Source organism: Streptomyces sp. 11-1-2, assembly GCF_003595545.1.
GTDB lineage: Bacteria > Actinomycetota > Actinomycetes > Streptomycetales > Streptomycetaceae > Streptomyces > Streptomyces hygroscopicus_B.
On record NZ_CP022545.1, the window covers coordinates 448,477 to 471,233 of the forward strand.

The 22,757-nt window shown below is 70.3% G+C and carries 20 protein-coding genes and 3 pseudogenes; 16 read left to right on the plus strand and 7 right to left on the minus strand.

Annotated features, from left to right (window positions below; genetic code table 11):
- Positions 1–347: 347 nt before the first annotated feature.
- Positions 348–663 (minus strand): annotated as a pseudogene (locus CGL27_RS51430) (oxidoreductase); the annotation flags it as partial.
- Positions 664–686: 23 nt separating this feature from the next.
- Between CGL27_RS51430 and CGL27_RS02155 the strand changes: the two are divergent.
- Positions 687–1,091 (plus strand): annotated as a pseudogene (locus CGL27_RS02155) (LysR substrate-binding domain-containing protein); the annotation flags it as partial.
- 179 nt (positions 1,092–1,270) lie between these two features.
- Here the strand turns inward: CGL27_RS02155 and CGL27_RS02160 are convergent.
- Entirely contained in the window at positions 1,271–1,654 is a 384-nt protein-coding gene (locus tag CGL27_RS02160; RefSeq protein WP_119984056.1) for a helix-turn-helix domain-containing protein, read from the minus strand.
- 103 nt (positions 1,655–1,757) lie between these two features.
- Between CGL27_RS02160 and CGL27_RS02165 the strand changes: the two genes are divergently transcribed.
- Positions 1,758–2,159, plus strand: coding sequence for a RidA family protein (locus CGL27_RS02165; RefSeq protein ID WP_119984058.1), 402 nt, complete (start codon positions 1,758–1,760; stop codon positions 2,157–2,159).
- A 138-nt stretch (positions 2,160–2,297) separates the two neighbouring features.
- Here the strand turns inward: CGL27_RS02165 and CGL27_RS02170 are convergent, their stop codons facing one another.
- A complete protein-coding gene (locus tag CGL27_RS02170) occupies positions 2,298–3,044 on the minus strand; it encodes a hypothetical protein (protein ID WP_119984060.1) in 747 nt (248 codons plus the stop codon).
- 287 nt (positions 3,045–3,331) lie between these two features.
- On the opposite strand from CGL27_RS02170, the pseudogene CGL27_RS02175 reads away from it, so the two are divergent.
- A pseudogene (locus CGL27_RS02175) lies at positions 3,332–3,538 on the plus strand (helix-turn-helix transcriptional regulator); the annotation flags it as partial.
- 136 nt (positions 3,539–3,674) lie between these two features.
- On the opposite strand, the gene CGL27_RS02180 reads toward CGL27_RS02175, so the two are convergent.
- Complete coding sequence (locus CGL27_RS02180; protein WP_119984061.1) at positions 3,675–4,169, minus strand: flavin reductase family protein; 495 nt, start codon at positions 4,167–4,169, stop codon at positions 3,675–3,677.
- A 97-nt stretch (positions 4,170–4,266) separates the two neighbouring features.
- Complete coding sequence (locus CGL27_RS02185) at positions 4,267–5,265, minus strand: NADP-dependent oxidoreductase (protein WP_205587893.1); 999 nt, start codon at positions 5,263–5,265, stop codon at positions 4,267–4,269.
- Positions 5,266–5,521: 256 nt separating this feature from the next.
- Between CGL27_RS02185 and CGL27_RS02190 the strand changes: the two genes are divergently transcribed.
- Positions 5,522–6,694 (plus strand): acyl-CoA dehydrogenase family protein, encoded by a 1,173-nt coding sequence (locus CGL27_RS02190; protein ID WP_119984063.1) that lies wholly within the window; start codon positions 5,522–5,524, stop codon positions 6,692–6,694.
- The gene (locus CGL27_RS02195; RefSeq protein ID WP_205587596.1) at positions 6,691–8,205 is read left to right on the plus strand and encodes an LLM class F420-dependent oxidoreductase; all 1,515 of its coding nucleotides are present in this window, start codon (positions 6,691–6,693) and stop codon (positions 8,203–8,205) included. Before CGL27_RS02190 ends, CGL27_RS02195 begins: the two co-directional genes overlap by 4 nt.
- Here the strand turns inward: CGL27_RS02195 and CGL27_RS02205 are convergent.
- A complete protein-coding gene (locus tag CGL27_RS02205; protein WP_240450322.1) occupies positions 8,186–8,935 on the minus strand; it encodes a nucleotidyltransferase domain-containing protein in 750 nt (249 codons plus the stop codon). The two genes, CGL27_RS02195 and CGL27_RS02205, sit on opposite strands and share 20 nt — an antisense overlap.
- A gap of 160 nt (positions 8,936–9,095) precedes the next feature.
- Between CGL27_RS02205 and CGL27_RS02210 the strand changes: the two genes are divergently transcribed.
- The 5 genes from CGL27_RS02210 to CGL27_RS02230 are packed head-to-tail and all read left to right on the plus strand — an operon-like array spanning position 9,096 to position 14,284.
- Positions 9,096–10,670: an ABC transporter substrate-binding protein gene (locus CGL27_RS02210; protein ID WP_162952847.1), complete on the plus strand. Its 1,575-nt coding sequence runs from the start codon at positions 9,096–9,098 to the stop codon at positions 10,668–10,670.
- The gene (locus tag CGL27_RS02215; RefSeq protein WP_119984069.1) at positions 10,670–11,662 is read left to right on the plus strand and encodes an ABC transporter permease; all 993 of its coding nucleotides are present in this window, start codon (positions 10,670–10,672) and stop codon (positions 11,660–11,662) included. The genes CGL27_RS02210 and CGL27_RS02215 overlap by 1 nt, the downstream gene beginning before the upstream one ends.
- Positions 11,659–12,573 (plus strand): ABC transporter permease, encoded by a 915-nt coding sequence (locus tag CGL27_RS02220; RefSeq protein ID WP_119984071.1) that lies wholly within the window; start codon positions 11,659–11,661, stop codon positions 12,571–12,573. The genes CGL27_RS02215 and CGL27_RS02220 overlap by 4 nt, the downstream gene beginning before the upstream one ends.
- Positions 12,570–13,415, plus strand: a complete 846-nt coding sequence (locus CGL27_RS02225) for an ABC transporter ATP-binding protein (RefSeq protein ID WP_119984073.1) — start codon at positions 12,570–12,572, stop codon at positions 13,413–13,415. The genes CGL27_RS02220 and CGL27_RS02225 overlap by 4 nt, the downstream gene beginning before the upstream one ends.
- Positions 13,412–14,284, plus strand: coding sequence for an ATP-binding cassette domain-containing protein (locus CGL27_RS02230; RefSeq protein ID WP_119984074.1), 873 nt, complete (start codon positions 13,412–13,414; stop codon positions 14,282–14,284). Before CGL27_RS02225 ends, CGL27_RS02230 begins: the two co-directional genes overlap by 4 nt.
- A gap of 11 nt (positions 14,285–14,295) precedes the next feature.
- On the opposite strand, the gene CGL27_RS02235 is transcribed toward CGL27_RS02230, so the two are convergent.
- On the minus strand, positions 14,296–15,234 hold the full coding sequence (locus CGL27_RS02235) for an ROK family protein (protein ID WP_240450933.1): 939 nt from the start codon (positions 15,232–15,234) through the stop codon (positions 14,296–14,298).
- A 62-nt stretch (positions 15,235–15,296) separates the two neighbouring features.
- Between CGL27_RS02235 and CGL27_RS02240 the strand changes: the two genes are divergently transcribed.
- From CGL27_RS02240 to CGL27_RS02265, 6 genes are all read left to right on the plus strand, one after another.
- Positions 15,297–16,067 (plus strand): creatininase family protein, encoded by a 771-nt coding sequence (locus CGL27_RS02240; protein ID WP_078638212.1) that lies wholly within the window; start codon positions 15,297–15,299, stop codon positions 16,065–16,067.
- A gap of 14 nt (positions 16,068–16,081) precedes the next feature.
- Positions 16,082–17,209 carry an enolase C-terminal domain-like protein gene (locus CGL27_RS02245; RefSeq protein WP_119984078.1) on the plus strand — a complete coding sequence of 376 codons (1,128 nt, stop codon included), beginning with the start codon at positions 16,082–16,084 and terminating at the stop codon, positions 17,207–17,209.
- Positions 17,206–17,616 (plus strand): Rid family hydrolase, encoded by a 411-nt coding sequence (locus CGL27_RS02250; protein ID WP_119984080.1) that lies wholly within the window; start codon positions 17,206–17,208, stop codon positions 17,614–17,616. Before CGL27_RS02245 ends, CGL27_RS02250 begins: the two co-directional genes overlap by 4 nt.
- Before the next feature lie 51 nt (positions 17,617–17,667).
- A complete protein-coding gene (locus tag CGL27_RS02255) occupies positions 17,668–18,501 on the plus strand; it encodes an IclR family transcriptional regulator (protein WP_078638215.1) in 834 nt (277 codons plus the stop codon).
- Between the two features lie 80 nt (positions 18,502–18,581).
- Positions 18,582–19,637: a serine hydrolase domain-containing protein gene (locus tag CGL27_RS02260; protein ID WP_162953254.1), complete on the plus strand. Its 1,056-nt coding sequence runs from the start codon at positions 18,582–18,584 to the stop codon at positions 19,635–19,637.
- Between the two features lie 155 nt (positions 19,638–19,792).
- Positions 19,793–22,720 (plus strand): alpha-glucuronidase family glycosyl hydrolase, encoded by a 2,928-nt coding sequence (locus tag CGL27_RS02265; RefSeq protein WP_119984084.1) that lies wholly within the window; start codon positions 19,793–19,795, stop codon positions 22,718–22,720.
- The last annotated feature ends 37 nt before the right edge of the window (positions 22,721–22,757 follow it).

Sequence of the window (22,757 nt, forward strand, 5' to 3'; positions counted from 1 at the left end):
CGGAATTCGTCGCGAGTGAGGCGTGTTCGCTGCTGGAGTTCAGCTACACAGCGCGACGGTGAGGCGCATCAGATCGACAGGGCGCCGCTGCGTGAACCGCGAAGAGGTCGGCATGCCGCTGAAGCTACCCACGGCGCCAAGAAAGGGTCAAGCGCGCGTTCGCCTTTCCGGAAGGCGGCAATGACGACTTCGTACGGCTGCCATGTTCGCGTTACACGGCTCGCGCGGGGTGTCGGAACGGAAGTGAGCAACCCTGGAGCAGGCAACCCTGCATACCGGTATCCAGCACATGCAGGACAGCGGAGAGGTCGACCGGCGGCTGGATGCCGGCCGAGTTGGTCTGACGAGCCGACGCCGTCGAGGAGGGGCGAGGTGGCGAGGAGCACGGAGGTCGCGGCGCCCTGCTCGACGGTCTTGATCAGGCGGGCGGGGACCCTGCCGCTGCCCCGGCCGCCGGTGTGCCGCTGCAGGCTGGTGTAAATGGCCCCGGGCATCAGGGCGTTGGCGGTGATGTTGTCGTCGGCCCAGCGCCAGGTGGCCTCCACGGCGAAGAGGCCACGTGCAGCGGGCCCGCCAGGCGGCGGTGAAAGCGATGGCCGACGCGGGGTCGGCCAGGTCGAGGTGTGCGACACGCACCCCCTGGTTGCCGGTCGAGGCGGTGATCCCTCCGTCACCTCGGCGGCCATACCGAGCGCGCGCTGCATCTGGCCGTGCCCGCCAACCACCCCCTTGCCCGCGGCGACTTCGTCGACGTGGCCGACCTGCGCGGACAGCGCTGGATCGCCGACTCCTCCTCGGGCGAGGACCGGCTCATGGGCGTGTGGCCGGGGCTGGACGAGCGGCCCGAGATCGCCCACACCGTCCGCGACTGGCTCGCCAAGCTCCACCTCGTCGCCACCGGCTGCGGGCTGACCACCGTGCCGGCCGCCCTCGCCTCCGCCGCGCCACCTAGTGTCCGCATCCTCCCTGTCCGCGGCGGACCACAGGAACAGCGGCGCCTGCTCCTGGCCCGTCTCCCCCATCCGCCGACCGAGCCGGTCGGCCAGGCCGACGGCGGGAAGACGGCCACCAGGCATCGCGGCCTTCGGTGAAGTGGGCCCAGCTGTCGTAGTGGACGGGGACCACGCGGAGCTCCACCCGCTGTGGCGACCGCGCCCGCGCCGCCCGCGCCTACGCCCGGCGCACCAACTCCCCATGACCCCCCGGTCACCCAGCAACCACCAACGCGAAAGAGGAAGCACACCACCGGGGGCGTGGTGCTGGGCGCCCGTCAGGCGCCGAAGCGATGGCGCGCGTCCTCGATGTGACCGAGGTACTGGTGGGTCCAGCCGCACATGCCGTCGACCGTCGCGCGCAGGGCCCGGCCCGGCTCGGTGAGGGTGTACTCGACCCGGGGCGGCACGGTGGGGTGCACCTTCCGCTCGACCAGGCCGTTGCGCTCCAGCATGCGCAGGTTCTGGGTGAGCATCTTGTGGCTGATGCCCTCGACGTCGCTCCGCAACTCGCTGAAGCGCAGGGTGCGCTCACCGAGTGCCTCGATGATCAGGAACGCCCACTTGTTGGCGACGTCCGAGAAGATCTCCCGCGCCAGAGAGTCCGCGCGCCTCAGGTCCGCGTCCTCGGGCAGGCCCTTGAGTAGCTGCTTGGTCACCATCAGGTTCCCCAGTCACCGAAAAGTGCGTTCTTCCAGGTCGACTGACACTCTCCTACAGTTCCTCAGTAACTACAAGAGAGCAAGGAAGAAGGGGCGAGCACCATTGGCCACCATCGATGTCTTCAACCACAACGTGCCGGCCGAGAGCGACTTCGGCTACTCGCAGGCCATCAAGTCCGGCGATCTCATCCACGTCTCCGGACAGCTCTCGCTCGACGAGGCAGGCGAGTTCCTCTCCGCGGGCGACTTCACCGCCCAGCTCGAGCAGACCTACGTCAACATGGACAAGGTCCTGGACCACTACGGCGTCACCAGGAACCAGGTCATCTCGCAGACCCTGTACGTGGTGAACCTGCGGCAGCATGCCACGGCGACAGCGGAGGGCAACCTGGCGTACTTCGGCGACCACCGCCCAGCCAGCACGGTCCTCGGCGTCACCGAACTGACCTTCCCCGGCCAGGTCATCGAGATCAGCTTCGTCGTCGACACGAAGCTGCCCGCCTGAGCTTGTCCGCAACGCCCGGCCCGGCATGACCGGCCTCCGGGAGTCACCCGGGCAGCCGCCGCTTCCGCCGCGAGGCGGCGGCCGCCTTGGCGGAAGCGGGTGGCCCAGGACGCTCTTACGTCACCTCGAAGACGAGGTTCACTCCTGACTCCGCTCTCGCAGTTCAGCCAGCATGGGGCCAAGTCGCGCGGCGAGCTGGGAGTCGGTCTGCTCGAGTTCGTCGGTCAGGACAGTGACGGATGCTTTCAAGGACCGTCGTAGCTCTGATTCCTCGACCGAGCGGACGAGCGTTGCCTCGAGTGGTGCGGTCATGACCTCGGGAAGCAGGTGGGCGCCTTTGGCATGTACGGCTGTATAGCCGAGGCGTAGACACGCCAGCGCGACGACATGATCACGCAAGGCACTGATCCAGTATTCGGCCTGCCACCCCCGGCCTCGCCGGATGCAGATGTGGGCGTGTAGAGCGTGATGCCAGGCGAGGCCGGTCAGGGTGTCGCGATCGGCTTGTGGGAAGGGGTCCAGGGTTCGTTCCTCACCGAAGATCGTCCACCACTGCGGGCCGCGCGCACCGAACTCCCCTTCGGGGCAGAACGCGATGTCGACTTCCAGCCAGCCGGGCAGGAGAAACACGCGGATGATCCTTCGGTCGGCCGGCAGGTCCCAGTGATGCACGGCGCCGAGCTCCTCGTGGAGCCACTGTGTCCAGCGGCTCAAGGGCACCGCGAGCTCGTCACGGACCGCGAGAACCAGGTCGGTGTCCGACCATCGATCGCTGTGTCCGGTGGCTTGTGAACCGGTCAGAGCCGCTCCGGTGACGGCCTCGTCGGCTTCGGCAAACTGGATCAAGCGGTTTCGGAGGCGGTCTCGTTCCTCGACAGAGAACATGGCATGGATCCTTTCCGCTGCTGCCACGGAAGCTCTCGGCTGCTGGTTGATCACGGCGTAAATGCCCCTGGACCAGTGGCTGAGCGCCTCTATGGGGTCACCGTCGTTTCTGGGCTCACGGGCTTCCCCACGGCACCCGCCGCGCCGACCGCGACTGACCCATTCGGCCACCATCCGCACAGTCCGGCGGTTGCATCGTCCGGGTCGTGGAGCACGGCTCCGGGCACACCTTCGCCAGGCTGCCGGTCCGCACCGGAGAGAACGTCGCCGCCGTCTTCACGTCCTACTTCCGGTCCGCCCTCGGCCAGACGCCGGGCGCGTACGTGACGCAGTGGCGCATGGACCTGGCGTCCGTCCGGCTCCGCGATACCGATGAGCCGGTCGAGTCGATATCCGGTGCGGTCGGATACGGCTCTCCGCACACGTTCAGCCGTGCCTTCCGACGTGCCCGAGGCATGGCCCCCGGCGAGTACCGTTCTCGACTTCGCCACTGATCGCAGGCAGGTGCCGCCGGAGCGCTGAAAGCCGTCGGGTCCTCACCGAGCGCCGTCGAATCGGTGCCCAGGGCATGCGGGTCGCGGCGGGAGGCGAACAGGAGGGGGTCCCAGTAATGCGGCTGCCCGCCAGGGTCTATGCCAGCGCGACGTGGGTGCCGAAGGCCCGGGCGTGGTAGGTGAGCGGGGCGCCATCGGCGGCTTCGGTCGCCAGGACGTTGCCCAGGGCGATCACGTGGTCTCCTCCCCCGACCACATCCGCCACCTCGCAGGCCAACCAGCCGGGGGCGGCGGACAGCCGGGGGACGTCCCAATCCACCTCCCAGGGCACGCCGGTGAACCTTCCGGCGCCCCCCTTTCGCGCAAAGGCCAGCGCCAGCGCGGATTGCCCGTGTCCCAGGACATTGACTCCGAACCGCAGCGACGACTTGATCAACGTCAAGAGCTCCGAACGACGGTCGAGGGCGATCAGAACCATGGGCGGTTGCATCGACAACGACGCGAAAGCGCTGACCGTGGTGCCGTGCGGCCGTTCTCCGTCCATCGCGGTGACGACGGTCACCGGCGTGGCCACACCGGCCATCACCTCGCGGAAGGAAGACATCGGCAGCGCATTCTCGGATTCGGCCATCGCAGCTCCCTGGATGGAAAATGGCGGTGTGGCACAGAGGTGCTGGGCGACGTGTTTTGTCCGCTGACAGACAGGGACCTTCGGTGTTCCCCTGGTCCTACAGCTGAAGGATCAGCTTTCCGGTATTGGCTCCGGTGAACAGGCCACGAAGCAGGCTCGGAAAGTCCCTGAGACCGCCTTCCACCACGTGCTCGGCCGAGGTCAACTTGCCTTCCGCAAGCCACTGGGCGAGGTGTCGGGTCGCCTCCGGGTAGCGGTCCTCGTAGTCGAATACGACCATGCCGGTCATCGATGCCCGGTTCACGAGCAGCGACATGTAGTTCGCCGGGCCTTTCGGGCGCTGGTCGTTGTATTGGGAGATCGCGCCGCTGATGACGACGCGTGCCCCGCGCGCGAGCCTGGTCAGCACCGCGTCCAGGATCGGGCCACCGACGTTGTCGAAGTACACATCCACGCCGCCGGGGGCGTACTCGCGCAAGGCTTTCCGCACGTCGTCACTCTTGTAGTCGATGGCCGCGTCGAAGCCGATCGCTTCGACCAGGGTCCGGCATTTCTCCGGGCCACCCGCGATACCGATGGCGCGGCAGCCGGTGATCTTGGCGATCTGACCCACCATGCTGCCGACGGCGCCCCCCGCGCCCGACACCACAACGGTGTCGCCCTGTTGTATACGGGCGACGTCGAAGAGACCGAAGTAGGCGGTCAGGCCGGTGATGCCGAGCGCACCGAGGTACGTCGTCTTCGGCGCGATCGAGGTGTCGATCTTGTGGAGGCCCGTGCCGTCGGACAGCGCGTATTCCTGAACGCCGAAGGCTCCGTAGAGCTCGTCGCCGACCGCGTATTCGGGGTGCCGGGACGCGATGACCGTGCCGATCCCGCCGGCCCTCATGACGGCGCCGAGGTCCACGGGGGGTACGTAGGACGCGCCCGGGTTCATCCAGCTCCGCATCGCCGGGTCGATGGAGATGAGATCGACCTTGACAACGACCTGCCCCTCGCCCGGTTCGGGTATCTCAGCGGTGGTGAGGGTGAAGTCGGTGTCCTTCACATCGCCTTCGGGGCGTGCGGCGAGCACCATCTGGTGATTGCTGTCCATGGTTTCCCTTTCCGTCGCGTGTCGCCTGCCCGGCGCGCGGCAGCGCCACAGCACACGCAAGCCTCCGGTGCCCGCGCATACGGCCGCGAACTCGGCGTCATGCGCCGCTCGATGATGGTCTGTCAGGTTTTCGCCGACCGCATGACGCCCCCCCCTTCGACTTGACCGCTGCGGCATGGAGCGAAAGTATAATGACTGAACTAGTAAAGCAAATGAACTACTTAACCACAGCACTTGCGCCGAGGAGAGGTCTCCCATGCCCCACACGCATCACGAGGCGGACGCGAATCAGGAAAGCCTCAGGGAGGCGGCGGATCGCATCCGTCTCCAGGCGCAGGCCATGGCCGCCGACAGCGAGCGGGAGCGCCGGCTGAGTCCGGAGCTGATCGACGCGCTCCGTGGCTCCGGGCTGATGCGCTGCGGAGCACCCGAGGCTCTCGGAGCCGCGCAGGCCCCGCCCGCTGTGTCACTTGAATGCGCCGAGACCATCGCGCGCGGCGACGCCGCCACCGGCTGGTGCGTCTCGATCGCCCTCACCAGCAGCCTGCTCGCGGCGTACCTTCCGGAGAAGGGCGCCGCCGAGACTTTCGGTGACCCGCGCGCGATCGCGGCGGGCGTGTGGGCGCCGCGGGCCAAGGCCCGCCCGGTCGACGGAGGTGTGGTCGCCTCCGGCCGCTGGTCGTTCTGCAGCGGGATCACCCACGCGGACTACTTCTTCGGCGGCTGCGTCCTGGACGACGGCCGTGGCGACAAGGACGGTGCGCCGACGCTCCGCGCGGTCGGGATCCCGGCCGAACAGCTACGGATACTCGACACCTGGCACACATCGGGCCTTCGCGCGACGGGCAGCCATGACGTCGTGGCCGAGGAGGTGTTCGTTCCCGCGCACCGCGTACTCGCGCTGGACGACGGTCCGCTGATCGACGCTCCGCTGTACCGCTTTCCGATCTACGGGTACTTCGCGCTGTCCATCGCAGCGGCCGCGCTGGGCAACGCACGCGGGGCGATCGATGACCTCATGGACCTCGCGGGCCACAAGGTGGCCACCGGCTCTCGGCGAACCCTGGCGGAGAAGGCGACCACGCAGGCCGCCGTGGGACAGGCGGAGGCCGCCTTGCGCGCCGCACGCGCCTTCTTCTACTCCGCCGTCGACGACGCCTGGCAGGCGGCGTGCACCGCCGACACAGTGGGGCTCGGCCCTCGCACGGGGTTGCGCCTGGCAGCGGCCCACGCCGCTGGCACGTCGGCGGAGGTCGTCCGCGCCATGTACGACCTCGGCGGCGGATCGGCGGTCTACGAAAGCTCGCCGCTCCAGCGCCGCTTCCGGGACGCGACCACCGCCACCGCCCACCTCCAGGTGAGCCCGGCCACCTGGGAGACGACCGGCCGCATCCTGCTCGGCCTCCCGACGAACGTGGCCCAGCTGTGAGGCGGCGATCGCTGGGCGTGGTACTTCCGTACTGGCTGGACCGGCCCGACCTGGAAGCCCTCGGGATCGCCCACCAGGCGAGTGCCTGCGGCTTCGAGCGGCTGTGGCTCGGCGAGATGGCCACCTTCGATGTGTTCGCCCTCGCCACCGCCGTCGCCAACAGCACCTCGATCCCCCGGCTGACGGTCGGCCCGCTCGCCGTCGGCGTGCGCTCCCCCGTCGCCATCGCCATGGGGGCCGCCAGCGTCGCAACGCTGACGGGCACACACGTGGATGTGGCGCTGGGAGCCTCCAGCCCGCACATCGTCTCCGACTGGCACGACCGCGGCTGGAGCGGCAACCCGCAGCGCACCAGGGAATCGGTCACGGTGCTGCGTGAACTCCTCGGTGGAGGGCGGGCCGCCTTTTCCGGCCGGCACATCCGCACGCGGGGCTTCCGGCTCCGTCAGCCGCAGCCGGACTCCAAGATCAGCGTCGCGGCGTTCGGGCCACGCATGACGCGCGTCGCGGCGGAGACCGCGGACGAGGTCGTGCTGAACCTGGTGCCGCCGGAACACATCGCCAAGGTGCGCGCGTCGATGAACGCCATCGCCGAAGCCCGCGGGCTGCCCGCACCACGGCTCGCGGTGTGGGTCACCTGTTCCGTCGAGCCGCACCCGGCCACCCACCACCAGCTCGCCTCGCAGCTGGCCGTCTACCTCCGCCCACCGGGATACGGCGAGATGTTCACCGAACTGGGCTTCGGCGGCCTCGTCCGCCAGGCGCGTTCCACCACCGGACGCCATACGCTCGTCCCAGAGATTCCCCCGAGCTTCCGGCGGCCGTCGGCGCGATCGGCTCAGGACCTGAAGTACTGCGACGTATCGAGAGCTACTTCGACGCCGGCGCCGACCACATCGGGCTGGTACCCACGACGGCGGACGACTCCGACGGCGCCGGGACCTTGGCTTTCATCAGGGAACACGCCCCGGACCTCGTCTCGGGGCCGATCGGGGCGAAGCGGCCGGCCGGCGACGACGGGATACGATCTCTCGGTGACGGACACCCCTGAGGCGCAGCCCCCGGATTCGCGCGGCGACGACTCGGTCACGCGGACCCTCAACCTGGTCGGCGAGCGATGGACGATGCTGATCCTCCGTGAAGCCTTCTTCGGTGTGCACCGTTACGGACAGTTCGCTCAGAACCTGGGCATTCCGCGCCCCACTCTGTCGAACCGGCTCGGCAAGCTCGTGGACGTCGGCCTGCTGATCCGGGAGCGCTACGCGGGCGGTCCGATCCGCAGCGACTACGAATACCGCCTCACCCAGGCCGGCCTCGATCTCTTCCCAGCGATCCAGATCTTGATGGAGTGGGGCAATACCTACCTCCCGGACGACCCGGCGGGCAACGGATCCATGGTGGCCTGGACCCACGACGTGTGCGGATCGCCCACACACCCGAGGCTGACCTGCGACCAATGCGGGGAACCGGTCACCGCGCACAATGTGCACCTCACGGGCGATACGCCGTGAGGTGACCTCGCCCAGCCGGAGTGTGCACGTCAGGCGTCGCCGCTGCCGAGGTGCCGGGCTGCGAGCGCGGTGACCTGGCAGACAGGTCCGCCAAGGAGGAATCGCGCAGCGCGGCGGCGTGTGCCAACCGGGCCACGTCGTTCGCCCAGGCACCCGTGGCCCGATCATCCTCACCGATCCGGGCGAACCCACGGTCCAACAGCCCGCGGGCCTCGGTATCCCGCTTCCGGGCCAGCGCTTTGACCACGCCGATCGCATTGGCCAGGGCACTGGCCGGCCGTGACCACTCGCCCTCACGGGCGCGTGCCGCCGGATTTCCCGCGTCATAGTGCGGGTCATCCGCAACCGATGCGGTGCGCACATCCAGGTCAAGCCGCCAGAACAGCGGCACCCCCGCAAAGCGGACGAACAGCAAGCGGCGGCGGTCGGAGCGGTGGAAGTCCGGGTCAATGCGGACGCCGTCGACCGGCTGGACCTCTCCAAGCGCCCCGACCACGCGGGCCAGGCAATCCGGGAACCGCGCGTCCGGCACCACCCACGCGATATCGATATCACTGAAGGCGTCCGCGGCGCCCGACGCCAGCGAACCGGTCAGCTCCGCGGCTGAGCCCGGGCAACACCTCTCCAACGCGATACACACCTCGGCGGCCAAGGCGGCACGATCGGCTTCTCTCGCCACATCACACACCCTAAGTCCCGGCCCTGCGGCATCGGTCACCTTCAGCAGCACCGGCCGAAACCACCGCCCCAACCCGGCGAACCCATGTGGTCAACGATGCGGTCAGATCAGCCACGCGTTCCTGGCCGACCGATCGGGTGTTGACCACCTTCGCCATGTCGCTTAGCTTAACCCAACCGCATTCCATCTGACGGAACGGAGGTGTTGTTCAATGGAACGAATTCGTCAGGGGCGCACGGTGGACCGCGGCCGTCCCACCCGACGCGACGTCCTGCGGGCCGGTGGTCTGCTGCTCGGGGCCCTCAGCGCTCCGGCGCTCCTGAGCGCCTGCGGCACGAACGCCGCCGCGGACGGGGCCGGCAACGTCCTGCGGGTTTCCCAGCCCGGGGACCCCAAGACGTTGGACCCGCAGAAACAGGGCGACATGGTGTCCATGAACGTTCTGATCAACATGTTCGACACGCTCACCACCCGGGGCCGCGACAACCAGCTGCACCCCAGGCTCGCCCTCTCCTGGAAGGCCACCGACGCGCGCACCTGGCGCTTCGCGCTCCGCCCCGGGGTGACCTTCCACAACGGTGAGGCGTGCGACGCACGGGCCGTCGCGTTCAGCATCGAGCGGCTGCTCGACCCCGCCACCAAGTCACCGATCGTCGAACTGCGCTACGTCAAGGGCGTCACCGTGGTCGACCGGCTCACCGTGGACGTGCACACCACCGTGCACGACCCGATCCTGCCCGCCAAGCTCTCCCTGTTCGGCGGAGTGGTCCTGCCGCCCCGCCACCTCGCGGAGGCGGGCGACGCCGCGTTCGCCGAACACCCCGTCGGCACCGGCCCCTTCACCTTCGTCAGCTGGCGGCGCGACCACGAACTGCGCATGCGGGCCTACGCCGACCACTGGAACGGACGGCCGAGCGTCGACGGCCTCGTCTTCAGCCCCGCGCCCAACGCGGCGTCGTCCCTCGCCGCCCTCCAGAGCGGAGGCGTCGACCTCGTCGCCGGACTCACCCCGGACGCCGCCCAGCAGCTCGACGGCTACTCCGGTGTCACGCTGGACGGCTACACGGGGATCCGCACGTCCTATCTGTCCCTGAACACCCTGGAACGGGGCCCGCTCCAGGACCGTCGCGTGCGCCAGGCGCTCAACCACGCGATCGATGTCCCCCTGCTGATCAAGGCAGTGCTCGGTGGCAAGGCCACCGAGACACCCGCCCTCGTGCCGCGTGGCGCCTTCGGCTTCGACCCCACGGTGAAGCCCTTCACCCGCTCCCTGGAGACCGCGCGCACCCTCCTCGCCGAGGCCGGCCACCCGCACGGCTTCGCCACGACGCTCACCGCGTCCAACGTCGACTCCAACGTCGCCGAGGCCCTGTCGGGACTGCTCGCCAGAGCAGGGGTGCGGGCCCGGGTCAACCTGCTCGACCCCGGCACCTACGCCGCCCGGCTCACCTCCGACAACCGGGGCGCACTCGGCCCGATCTACCTGGCGGCCAGCACCGTCTGGACGATGGACGGCCAGAGCATCGTCCAGTCCAACGTACGCAGCGACCGGCGCCAGAGCCGCTGGCACTCCAAGGAGGCCGACCGCCTCATCGACATCGAAGAGCTCTCCGAAAGCCCCGCGAAGCGCAAACGGGCCTTCTCGGACCTGCAACGGCTCATGCGCCAGGAAGCACCCTTCGTCTTCCTCTACCAGCTCGACAACATCTTCGCTCGTAACGACCGCCCCCGCTGGACGCCGGGATCCGCAGGCGTCCTCGCCATGGAGAGCGCGGAGGTCTCCTGATGAGCGCCCTCACTCTCGACAAGCCACCCACCCCGGCGGACGCCCCGTCGCGCCACCGGGACACCGGAAGGCTGCTGCGCACCGTTCTGAGGCGCCTGGGCACGGCACTGTTCGTCCTGCTGTGCGCGGCGACCGTCTCGTTCTTCCTCGTACGGCTCTCCGGCGACCCCGTGAAGATCCTGCTGCCGCCCGACGCCACGGCCCATCAGGAGAGCGTGCTCCGCGCGTCCCTCGGACTCGACCGGCCGCTGTTCACGCAATACCTCGACTACCTCTGGGGACTGCCCCGCCTCGACCTCGGCGACTCCCTGGTCTACGGCCAGCCCGTCAGCGAAATCCTCGCCGACCGGCTTCCCGCCACGATCGAACTGGCCGCCGCCGCCCTCGCGGTGACCCTCGTCATCGCCATCCCGGCGGGCATCTTCGCCGCGATGCGCCGCGGCCGCCGCTCCGACCACACCGTGATGACCGGTGTCCTGCTCGGCCAGTCCACCCCGCCGTTCTGGGTCGGCATCCTCCTCATCCTGGTCTTCGCCGTCTGGCTGCACGCCCTGCCCGCCTCCGGATACGGCACCTTCGCCAATCTGGTCCTGCCGGCCGTCACCCTCGCCGTCTACTCCGTGGCCGTCGTGGCGCGGCTGCTGCGCTCCTCGCTGATCGACGTCCTGTCCTCCGACCACATCCGGAGCTCCCGCGCCAAGGGCTTCGGGCCGCTGAAGGTGGTGCTCAGGCACGGGCTGCGCAATGCCTCACTGCCGGTGGTGACCGTCATCGGCCTCGAAGTGGGCAACCTGCTCGGCGGGGCGATCCTCACCGAACGGGTCTTCTCCTGGCCCGGAGTCGGACAGCTGACCGTCGAGGCCATCTCCAATCGCGACTTCCCGCTCGTCCAGGCCACCGTCCTGTTCTTCGCCGCCACCTTCGTCGTGGTGAACCTGCTCGTCGACCTCTCCTACAGCTTCCTCGACCCGAGGGTGAGGACGTCCCGATGACCCTCTTGTCACCTGCCGCGACCGGCCGCGCCCCGGCGGCGGCACCGGCCGGCGGTTCCCGGTCCGTCGTCCTGCGCGCGCTGCTGCGCGACAAGCTCGCCGTCCTGGCCCTCGCCGTACTCGCCGTACTGCTGATCGCCGCCCTGTTCGCACCGCTCGTCGCCCCCTACGAACCCAACGCGCAGAACCTCCTCCTGCGGCTGCGGCCCCCCGCCTGGCAGGACGGCGGCAGCGGCGCCCACCTCCTCGGCACCGACCAGCTGGGCCGCGACATGCTCTCGCGCGTCATCTACGGCGCCCGGGTCTCCCTGCTCGTCGGCGCGGGGGCCGCCCTGCTCGCCGGTGTCATCGGCATCGTCGTGGGACTGGCCTCCGGCTACTTCGGCGGCTGGGCGGACCGGGTGCTCATGCGGCTCGCCGACGTCCAGCTCGCCTTCCCCTCGCTGCTCCTGGCCCTCGCCATCGTCGGCTTCCTCGGCTCGGGTCTGTGGTACGTGATCCTGGTGCTCGGCTTCACCGGCTGGGTCTCCTACGCCCGCGTCGTGCGGTCCGAGGTGATGTCGCTGCGCACGCGCGACTTCATCACCGAGGCCCGGGCGATCGGCGTCACCGACGTCACCATCATGCGCCGCCATCTGTTGCCCAACGTGATGGCACCGCTGGCCACCATCGGAACCCTGCACGTCGCCGCCGCGATCGTCGCCGAGGCTTCCCTGAGCTATCTGGGCCTGGGAGTGCCCAGGGAGACGGTCACCTGGGGCGCCATGCTCTCCGACGGCCAGCTCTATCTGGGCACCTCCTGGTGGGTCGCCGTATTCCCCGGCATCGCGCTGATGCTGACCTCTCTCGCCATCAACATCACCGGCGACGCCCTGCGGGACGTCGCGGACCCGAAGGCCTACCGCCGATGACCATCGACCGACCGACAACCGACCCGTCCCAGCGGCCGGCGGACGAGCAGCCGCTGCTGGAAATCAACGGCCTCAGCGTCGACTTCAGGCTCGAGACCTCCGTCGTGCACGCCGTCCGGGACGTCTCTCTCCACGTCCGGGCCGGTGAGACGCTCGCCGTCGTGGGCGAGTCGGGCAGCGGGAAGACCGCCACCGCGCTGTCCGTCCCGCGTCTGAACCCGAGCCCGCCGTGCGTCTACGCGAGCGGCGAGATCCTCTTCGACGGACGTGATCTGCTGGCGCTCTCCGAGAAGGAACTCGGCCGGATCCGGGGTCGCGACATCGCCATGGTCTTCCAGGACCCGATGACCTGCCTCGATCCGCTGCAGCGCGTCGGGGCACAGGTGGCCGAGGTGCTCAGACACCACACCGGTATGTCCCGCGCCGAGGCCAGGGACGCCGCGCTGGACGCGCTGGACGAGGTCGGCATACCCGACCCGGCCCTGCGCTACCGGCAGTATCCGCACGAACTCTCCGGCGGCCTGCGGCAGCGCGTGATGATCGCGACCGCGCTGGTGGGACGGCCCCGCCTGCTCATCGCCGACGAGCCGACCACCGCCCTGGACGTCACCGTGCAGAGCCAGATCCTCGACCTGCTCGTCACCCTCCAGCACAAACACGGCATGGCGGTCGTGCTGATCACCCATGACCTGGCGGTCGTGGCGGAGACCGCCGACCGTGTCGTGGTCATGAACCAGGGCAAGGTCGTCGAGACCGGCGACGTGCTCGACGTCTTCGACCGTCCGGCCGACGACTACACCCGCAAACTGCTCGCCGCCACCCCGCGATTGGAGGCGGCATGACCACCGAAGCCGCTGCGCCCGCGCCCCCGGCCAGAAAGGTTCTCCTGGAACTCGTAGGCCTGCGCAAGGAGTTCGGCACCAGGACGGTGAACGTGGCCGTCGACGACGTCTCGCTCGAGGTCCACGAAGGGGAGACCCTGGCCCTGGTCGGCGAGTCCGGCTGCGGCAAGACCACCCTGACCCGGCTGCTGCTGAAGCTCGTCGAACCCACCGCCGGAAACGTGCGCTTCGACGGACAGGACCTCGCCGCCCTCTCCCCCGCCGGGCTGCGTGCCGTACGCCGCCAGATGCAGGTCGTCCTCCAGGACCCGTACTCCAGCATGAACCCGCGGATGCGCATCACCGACATCGTCGCCGAACCGCTGATCACCCACGATCCCGAGGCCCGCGGGCGGCGCGCCCGGGCCCGCACCCGGGAACGGGTCGGGGAACTCCTGGAGGCCGTGGGCCTGGACGCCGGCATCCAGGACCGCTACCCGCACGAGTTCTCCGGCGGCCAGCGCCAACGCGTCTCGATCGCACGGGCCCTGGCGCTCCGGCCGCGTCTGCTCGTGCTCGACGAGCCCACCAGCGCACTGGATGTATCCGTGCAGGCCACCGTCCTCGACCTGCTGGCGGATCTCCAGAGGCGGCTGGGCCTCACCTATGTGTTCGTCTCGCACAACCTCGCCGTCGTACGGCAGGTGGCCGACCGGGTCGCGGTGATGCGCCGAGGGCGGCTGGTCGAGGTGGGCGAGACGGCCGCGGTGCTGCGCACCCCCCAGCACCCCTACACGCGGCAACTGCTCGACGCGGTGCCGGTCCTCGACCCGCGCAGGGGCCGCCGTGCCGCGGACCGCGTGTCCCTGACGAGCGACGAGAGCCGATGACCGGCCACGCGCTACAGGTGCGAGACGACGAGACCGGCGCCGCCGAGCAGCGCGACATCGTCGACGGCGGCCGTGCCGACGAGCACGCGCGGCTGCTCGGCTCCCGAGAAGGCGACGGCGTCCCGCAGCCGTTCCTCCACCACGGTGCGAAATCGCTCACCGCCCTCGCGCGCCTCACCGTGCAGGATGAAGAGGCCGGGTGCGAAGAGCTGCTGTACGTTCACCAGCCCCAGCGCGAGGTTTTGCGCGTACTCCTCCACCACCTGCCCGGCGAGCGCGTCCCCGCGGTGCACCAGTGCCTCCAGGGACGTCTCGCCCCCGAGCCCCACGGCGCGGGCCCGGGCCCGCAGCCAGCCGGTGGTGGCCACGGTCTTCCAGCAGCCGCGGTTCCCGCAGGTGCACCGCTCGCCACTGGCCGACACGGTCATATGCGCGCCGCTGCGCCCGCCGGGCGGGGCCATCACCTCGCCGTCGTAGAGGATCCCCACGCCGAGTACCTCGCCTGTGGAGACCGAGGCGAAGGTGCGCCGTCCACGACCGGCGCCGAACCAGCGATCGCCGAGCACCTGCAGTCGCGCCCGATGCTCCACCCGCACGCTCGCCCCGGTGAGCGCGCCGAGCCGCTCCGTGACCGGATAGCCGTGCAGTCCGGGGGCATCGTTCACCTCCATGATCAGGCCCGTGACGGGGTCCACGAGCCCGGCGGCGGCCACCCCGATCCCCTGAAGTTCATGGCCAGCGAAGACCCCGGCCGCCCCGGCCAGCGCCGTGTCGATGTCCGCGGGGGTCGCGGTGGCCGCATCGTACGACGACTCGGTGCGGTCCACTATCCGGCCCGCCATGGACAGTACGGCCGCCCTGACCCGACCGGGGACCAGCTCGACGGCCCCCAGCCGCCGAGGCGCCTGGGGAGCGGCCGGTTGCGGCGCGGCCTCGGGGACCAGTCGCAACGGAGAACGTTTGTGCGCCATGCGCCGACTCTGCCATGGCCCCGTTTCGGAGAGGTAGCACCGTGAGCCAATCGAGACTGACCGAACTCACCTGGCGCGAGGTGCGCCGGGCCGGCGAGGAGGGCATCGCTCTGCTGCCCATCGGTTCGCAGGAGCAGCACGCCTCGCACCTTCCGATGGGCACCGACACCCTCCTGGTCGAGGAGGTGGTGGACCGCGCGCTGGACATGCTCGCCCGGGAGGCCGGGCCCGGCGTGGTGCGGTTGCCGGCGCTGCCCTTCGGGCACAGCCCGCACCACTTGTTCGCGGCGGCCGTCTCGCTCTCCGCGGCGACCTTGGGCGCGGTGCTGGACGACATCCTCGACTCGCTCGTGACCAGCGGATACCGCCGCGTCATGGTCGTGAACGGCCATGGCGGCAACGACGAGATCATGCGGCTCGCCGTGAAGCGGTTCGCGCTGCGTTCCCCGGTGACGGTCGCCGCCTGCTCGTACTGGACCCTCACCGCGGGTGAGGACGGAGCGGGGCGGCCGGATGTCACCCCAGGGCATGCCGGATGGTTCGAGACGTCACTCATGCTGGCGGCCCACCCGGACCTGGTGCGGACACCCGTGCCCGCCCGCGCTCCGGTCGAACCGCCGCCCCTGTTCGACACCCCGCCCTACCCGGGCCTGACGGTGGAGCGCCACGGGGAATGGGAGCGGGTCGGCGGCTCCACGGACGACGCCTGCGATGCCGACGCCGCCCGGGGCGACCGGCTGCTGGAGGACCGGGCGCGCGGACTGGCCCGGGCGATCCATGCCTTCGACGCGGCGAGCCGGTCACCCCGATGATGCGAGGAGTAGCAATGAAGATCACTGACGTCGACGTATGGGTGGTCAACCTCCCCCTCGTCAACCCCTTCACCAGCTCGTTCGAGACCAAGACGGGCGAGACGCGCACCGTGGTGCGCATTCGTACCGATGAGGGTGTCGAGGGCTGGGGCGAGACGATGTGGGGCGCGCCGGTCGCCGCGATCGTCCGGTCGATGGCCCCGGACCTGATCGGGACCAGCCCGTTCGCGCTGGAGAGCTTTCACCGCAAGCAGCACATGGTGCCGTTCTTCTACGGCTACCTCGGCTACGCGGCGATCGCCGCCCTCGATGTGGCCTGCTGGGACGCGATGGGCAAGGCCACCGATCAGTCCGTCACCGATCTGCTGGGCGGTGCCGTCCGCGACGAGGTCCCGATCACCGCGCTCATCACCCGCGCCGACGCGCCGGGCGCGCAGGGCGCGGGCCTGCCCGAGGCGATGGCGGAGCACGCGGTACGCGTCGTGGCGGAGGGCGGCTTCGAGGCCGTCAAACTCAAGGGCACGAAGGACTGCGCGGGCGATGTCGCCATCCTGCGCGCCGTGCGCGAGGCGCTGCCCGGGGTGAACCTGCGCGTCGACCCGAACGCGGCCTGGTCCGTGCCCGACTCGATACGCGCCGGCATAGCCCTGGAGGAACTCGACCTGGAGTATCTGGAGGACCCCTGCGTCGGCATCGAGGGGATGAGCCAGGTGAAGGCGAAGGTGCGCATCCCGCTGTGCACCAACATGTGCGTCGTGCGCTTCGAGGAGTTCGCCCCCGCCATGCGGCTGAACGCCGTCGATGTCATCCACGGTGACGTCTACAAGTGGGGCGGTATCGCGGCGACCAAAGCGCTGGCCGCGCACTGCGAGACCTTCGGCCTGGGCATGAACCTGCACAGCGGAGGCGAGCTGGGCATCGCCACGGCGGCGCACCTGGCCGTCGTCTCCAGCACCCCCGTGCTCTCGCGCGCCATCGACAGCATGTACTACCTGCACGCCGACGACATCATCGAGCCGCTGCACCTGGAGAACGGCCGGCTGAGGGTGCCGACGGGACCGGGGCTTGGCGTGAGCGTGGACGAGGAAAAGCTCCGGCACTACGCCGCGGCCAACGAGCGGGACGGGGACCTGACGGGATGAGCGAGCGGACGAGCAAGCGGGCCGTGCACACACCCGGGGCCCCTCGCCCCGCGGGTGCCTACTCCCAGGGCGTGGTGGCGGGCGGATTCCTGTACACGGCGGGCTTCGGCCCGCAGGACCCGGTGACGGGCGAGATTCCGGAAGGCGTCGGGGCACAGACCGCACAGGTACTGCGCAACATCGCCGCCGTGCTCACCGAACAGGGGCTGACCCTGCGGGACGTGGTGAAGGTGACGACACACCTGCAGCATCTGAAGCGGGACTTCGCCGGGTACGACGCCGCCTACCGCGAGTTCTTCGGCGAGCCCTGTCCGGTGCGCACCACCGTCGGCTCTGATCTGATGGACATCCTGGTGGAGATCGACGTGGTGGCCGTCGTACCGGGCACGGACGGGGCGTTCCGATGAATCGTCTGTCCGTTCCGGATAATGGAACGGCGATGAGTTAGGCTGAGTGACATGCCGAAGCCGGTCATTACCCCCGCGAGCCACCGCGAGGTGCCGCGTGCCGCCGCAAAGGGCCCTGTGGACAAGGCCCTCGAGGTGCTGGACGCACTGGTCCAGCCCGATGCCCCGCATCGCCTGGCCGACCTCGCCGCCCGCACGGGGCTGCCGAAGCCGACCGTCCACCGTCTGCTGCAGACCTTCGCCGACGCCGGATACGCGGTCCCGGGCCCCGGCGGCAACTACCAGGCCGGACCGCGTCTGCTCGGGCTCGCCGCCACGACGATGGCGTCCAGCCGCGAGCTGCGGCTGGCCCGCCCGGTCCTGGACGACCTGCGGCAGCGCACCGGCCACCTGGCCCACTTCTCGGTACGGGACGGGGCCGTGGCGGTGCATGTGACGCACTCGGAGCCGTCGTCCGCGTACCACATGGCGCCGGCCGCGGGCGGCGAGGTCCCGCTGTACTGCTCGGCGGTGGGATGGGCGATGCTGTCGGCCCTTCCGTCGCAGACGGCGGCGGAGCTGCTGGGCAGCGCGCCCCTCCCGGCCCGTACGCCGCGGACGGCGACGGATCCGGAGGCCGTGCTCGCGGCTCTGCCCGCCGTACGCGAACAGGGTTACGCGGTCGACGACGAGTACGCGGAGCAGGACGTCCGCGCCATCGCGGCCCCGGTGCTGGGACCAGGCGGCCAGGTCGCCGGCGCGGTCGGCATCGTCGGGCTGACGTTCACGCTGGACGAGGGGAGCGTGGCGATGCTGGGGCCGATGGTGCGCGCCGCAGCCGGGGCGGTGTCGGCGGCGCTGCGCGGCGGCGCGGGGACGCTGGGGATCGTGCGGGGGCAGGAGTGAGCGGGGCCGCGGGCGGTCGGACCACCCTGGGCGCGGACCCGACGGGAACAGCCGGACCGCGCCCGGCAGACGAACCGCCGCTGCTCGAAGGCCTCCTGGCGGCAGGCCGCCGGACCGGGATCTACTCCGCGGCCGCCTGGTCGGTCGGCACCGCGGCCGGGCGGACGGTGCACGGGCATCTGGGCACCCGCAGTTGGGGCGGGGCGGAGCTGAACGGCACCGAGCTGTGGGATCTGGCCTCGGTGACGAAGCCGATCGTGGGCCTGGCCGCACTGCGGCTGGCGGAGGCGGGAGCGCTGCGCCTCGACGAGGCGGTCGGCGCGTACCTGCCGGAGTACCGCCGCGTGCCCGGCAAGGCGGACATCACCCTCGCGCAGTTGCTCGCCCACACCTCCGGACTGCCCGGCGGTACCCCCCTGTGGCGCGCGCACTCCGACCGGGACGGGCTGCTGGCCGCCCTCCGCGAGCTGCCGCTGCGCGGGGCGCCGGGCACGGTGGTGGAGTACTCCTCCGCGGGCTTCATCCTGCTCGGCCTGATCCTCGAACAGGCCACCGCCACCGGCCTGGACGAGCTGGTCGCACAGCAGGTGTGCGCGCCGCTCGGCATGCGCGAGACGGTGTTCGCGCCCGGCCAGGCGGCCCGCGAGCGCGCGGTCTCCACGGAGCTGTGCACCTGGCGCGGCCGCCTGGTGACCGGCCAGGTGCACGACGAGAACGCGGTGGTGCTCGGCGGAGTCTGTGGCCACGCCGGCCTGTTCGCGTCACTGTCCGACGTGGACCGGCTGGGCCGGGCGCTCGCGGCGGGCGGCGAGGGTCTGCTGAGCGCGCCCGGCTTCGCCCGGATGACCGCCTGCCATACGGAGGGTCTCCCGCTGCGCCGCTGCCTCGGCTGGCAGGGGCAGGACGCGGTGGGCTCGCCGGTCGGTACGGCGATGGGTCCGTCCTCGTACGGCCACACGGGCTTTACGGGGACGAGCCTGTGGGTGGAGCCGGGGGCGGACGGAGCGGGAGGCCGCTACTACGCCCTGCTCACCAACCGCGTCCACCCCAGCCGCGAGCCCCGCCGCTTCCCGGCGGTCCGCCGCGCCTTCCACCACCACGCGTCAGCGCTCGCCCGCACAGCGGACGCGCCCTGACGCAGGCTCAGGTTTGTTGGATTTTGATAGGTGACAAGGGCGCCATGTTCCCTTGTGGTTCGTTGCGTTGACACGTGTCGTGATGAGTGTGACGGTTGCGGAGCTTGGTCCTGGCCTGGATGTGCACTGTTCGTTCTTCAACGGAAGTGAGACGCATGAGCTCAGGAATACGGCGCCGCAGCCTTCTGTCCGCGGCCGCTCTGGGAAGCACAGCCGGTTCGCTCGGCCTCTCCGTCCCGGCGTCGGCACAGCCGGTCCACGGCGCCGGACCGTCCGCGGCCACGTTGCCCGCCGAGGACGGGTACGACCTGTGGCTGCGCTACCGGCGGGTGGAGGATCCCGGTCAACTGGGGCGGTACCGGGCCGCGTTGGGGACCCTGGTCTGGCAGGGAGGCGGCCCGCTCCAGCGGTCGGCGGTGGAGGAGTTGGTCCGCGGGCTCACCGGGCTGCTCGGTACCCGGGTGGCGCCTCGCACCAGCGCCCCCTTACACGCGGCACTTGTGGTGGGCACCCCGACGAGTTCCACCCTGATCCGAGAGCTCGTGCCCGCGGCCGACCTGGCCGAGCTCGGCGACGAGGGCTACGTCGTCCGCCGGGTCACCCGGCGCGGCAGGGACTTCACCGTAGTGGCGGCCCACGCCGACCGCGGTGTGCTCTACGGTGCGTTCCACCTGCTGCGGCTCGTACAGACCCGACGGCCGCTGGAGCACGTCGATCTCACGGAGCGCCCGGCCGCCCCGCTGCGCATGGCCGACCACTGGGACAACGACGACGGTTCGATCGAGCGCGGCTATGCGGGCCGGTCCTTCTTCGACTGGGAGAAGCTGCCGCGACTCGACACCCGGTACACGGACTACGCACGGGTCCTGGCCTCGCTCGGCATCAACGGCGCCGTGATCAACAATGTCAACACGCCGGCGGACTACCTCGCCGAGCCCTTCCTGACCAAACTGGCCGCGCTGGCCGGGGTGCTGCGCCGCTACGGCGTGGCGCTGTACGTCACGGCGAACTTCGCCGCCCCCATCGACCTGGGCGGACTGAACACCGCCGACCCCTTCGACCCCGGGGTGCGCGGCTGGTGGACGAAGAAGGCCGAGGAGATCTACGGCAAGATCGAGGACTTCGGCGGCTTCCTGGTGAAGGCCAACTCCGAGGGCCGTCCCGGGCCATTGGACTACGGACGCACCCACGCCGACGGGGCCAACCTGCTGGCGGGCGCGCTGAGACCGTACGGCGGGATCGTGATGTGGCGGGCGTTCGTGCACGACACTGACGAGAAGTGGGACCGGCAGGCTTACCTCGACTTCACGCCGCTGGACGGGAAGTTCGCGGACAACGCCGTGGCGCAGATCAAGAACGGGCCGATCGACTTCCAGGTGCGCGAGCCCGCCCACCCGCTCTTCGGCTCACTGCCACATACCAACTCGATGATCGAACTCCAGGTGACGCAGGAGTACACGGGCCACGCCACCCATCTGTGCTATCTGGTTCCGCAGTGGAGGGAAGCCCTGGACTTCGACACACTCAAGGCCGGCGAGGGCAGCACCGTGGCCCGTGTCGTGACCGGCCGGGTGCACTCCTACACGCACTGCGGATTCGCCGGCGTGATGAACTTCGGCGATGCCAGGAACTGGACCGGCTCACACCTGGCCGCCGCCAACACCCACGGCTACGGACGGCTGGCCTGGAACCCGGACCTGTCCGCGCAGGACCTGGCCGCCGAGTGGACCCGAATGACCTTCGGCAACGACCCGCACGTCATCGAGACGGTCTCCGCCCTGCTGCTGGACTCCTGGCGCACCTACGAGGACTACACCTCGCCGCTGGGCACGGGATATCTCACCCATCCGCCGGACGCCTCGGTGACCGGGCACTTCGACCCCAGCCCGACGACGACCACCCAGTTCCACAAGTCGGACCGCACGGGCATCGGCTACGACCGCACCGCCGCCACCGGCAACGGCTACACCGAGCTGTACGCGCCGGCCACACGGGACACCTACGAGTCGCTGGAGAACTGCCCCGAGGAACTGCTCCTCTTCCTCCACCATGTCCCGTACACCCACCGGCTGGAGCGCGGCACGACCGTGATCCAGCACATCTACGACACGCACTTCTCCGGCGCGGCACGGGTGGCGGACATGCGCACGGACTGGGAGGGGCTGCGCCGCCGCGTCGACCACCGCCGGTTCGGCGATGTGCACCGCCTGTTCGGGGAGCAGATCACCGAGGCCGCCAAGTGGCGGGACACCCTGGTCGCCTACTGGTTCGACCTGAGCCGGATCCGGGATGAGCGCCGCGCCTGGCTCCAGGCGATCGTCGCCCCCGCCGACACGGTGCTGCTGGGCGGCGAACGCAACGAGCTTCCGGTGCAGGTCCTCAACGCGACGGGCGCCGGGCTGCGCACGGTGACCACGCTGGATGTACCCGAGGGCTGGCGGTCCGAGGAGGCGACCGCCTACGTGGCCTCGCGGGAGGGCGAGACGGTGAAGATGCCCGTCGTGCCGCCGCCGACGCCCGCGCTCGCCACCCTGCACGCGCGACCGAGGTCGGGTGCGGTGCCGGTGCTCGACTCCTCGCTGCGCAGTCTGGCCAAGGCCGTCGTCGTCCCACCCGCCGCGCGATGCGTACACGCGCTGGACGCCGGGCCCGACTCGGCGCCGCTGCTGAAGGACTACACCCGGCTCTCACCGTCGAGCGGCTGGCACGAGGGCGCCGGCTTCGGCTGGGTCGGCAACACGCCCGACGCCACGGACACCGGACTCTTCGATGTCGTCCGCCGCGACTACGTACGCGACAGCGCCCCGACCGTGCTGCGGCTGAAGCTGCCCGCCGGACGCTGCACCGCCCATCTGCTCACCGGCGACCCCAACACCCTCAACAGGTCGCTGACCGTCCGCGTGGACGGGATCGAGAAGGCCCGGAGCGAGCAGCTCGACGGCCGGGAGTTCACCTGGCTCCGGATCCCGCTGGACGGCGGATCCTCCGGACGCGAGGTGGACCTGGAGCTGTCCGCGAAGGAGGACGAGACCTGGCATCTCAGCGCCTGCGTGGTAGTGGCGGACGGGCAGGAGCGGGCCTAGCGTCGCTGCCCACCAGGGCCCGTCGGCCTGCTGACGG

Coding starts and splice junctions, on each gene's coding strand:
- CGL27_RS02245 (WP_119984078.1), top strand. CDS start 16,082: ATGAAGATCACTGACGTCGACGTATGGGTGGTCAACCTCCCCCTCGTC.
- CGL27_RS02220 (WP_119984071.1), top strand. CDS start 11,659: ATGACCCTCTTGTCACCTGCCGCGACCGGCCGCGCCCCGGCGGCGGCA.
- CGL27_RS02160 (WP_119984056.1), bottom strand. CDS start 1,654: ATGGTGACCAAGCAGCTACTCAAGGGCCTGCCCGAGGACGCGGACCTG.
- CGL27_RS02225 (WP_119984073.1), top strand. CDS start 12,570: ATGACCATCGACCGACCGACAACCGACCCGTCCCAGCGGCCGGCGGAC.
- CGL27_RS02265 (WP_119984084.1), top strand. CDS start 19,793: ATGAGCTCAGGAATACGGCGCCGCAGCCTTCTGTCCGCGGCCGCTCTG.
- CGL27_RS02230 (WP_119984074.1), top strand. CDS start 13,412: ATGACCACCGAAGCCGCTGCGCCCGCGCCCCCGGCCAGAAAGGTTCTC.
- CGL27_RS02180 (WP_119984061.1), bottom strand. CDS start 4,169: ATGGCCGAATCCGAGAATGCGCTGCCGATGTCTTCCTTCCGCGAGGTG.
- CGL27_RS02170 (WP_119984060.1), bottom strand. CDS start 3,044: ATGTTCTCTGTCGAGGAACGAGACCGCCTCCGAAACCGCTTGATCCAG.
- CGL27_RS02250 (WP_119984080.1), top strand. CDS start 17,206: ATGAGCGAGCGGACGAGCAAGCGGGCCGTGCACACACCCGGGGCCCCT.
- CGL27_RS02255 (WP_078638215.1), top strand. CDS start 17,668: ATGCCGAAGCCGGTCATTACCCCCGCGAGCCACCGCGAGGTGCCGCGT.
- CGL27_RS02190 (WP_119984063.1), top strand. CDS start 5,522: ATGCCCCACACGCATCACGAGGCGGACGCGAATCAGGAAAGCCTCAGG.
- CGL27_RS02215 (WP_119984069.1), top strand. CDS start 10,670: ATGAGCGCCCTCACTCTCGACAAGCCACCCACCCCGGCGGACGCCCCG.
- CGL27_RS02210 (WP_162952847.1), top strand. CDS start 9,096: ATGGAACGAATTCGTCAGGGGCGCACGGTGGACCGCGGCCGTCCCACC.
- CGL27_RS02185 (WP_205587893.1), bottom strand. CDS start 5,265: ATGGACAGCAATCACCAGATGGTGCTCGCCGCACGCCCCGAAGGCGAT.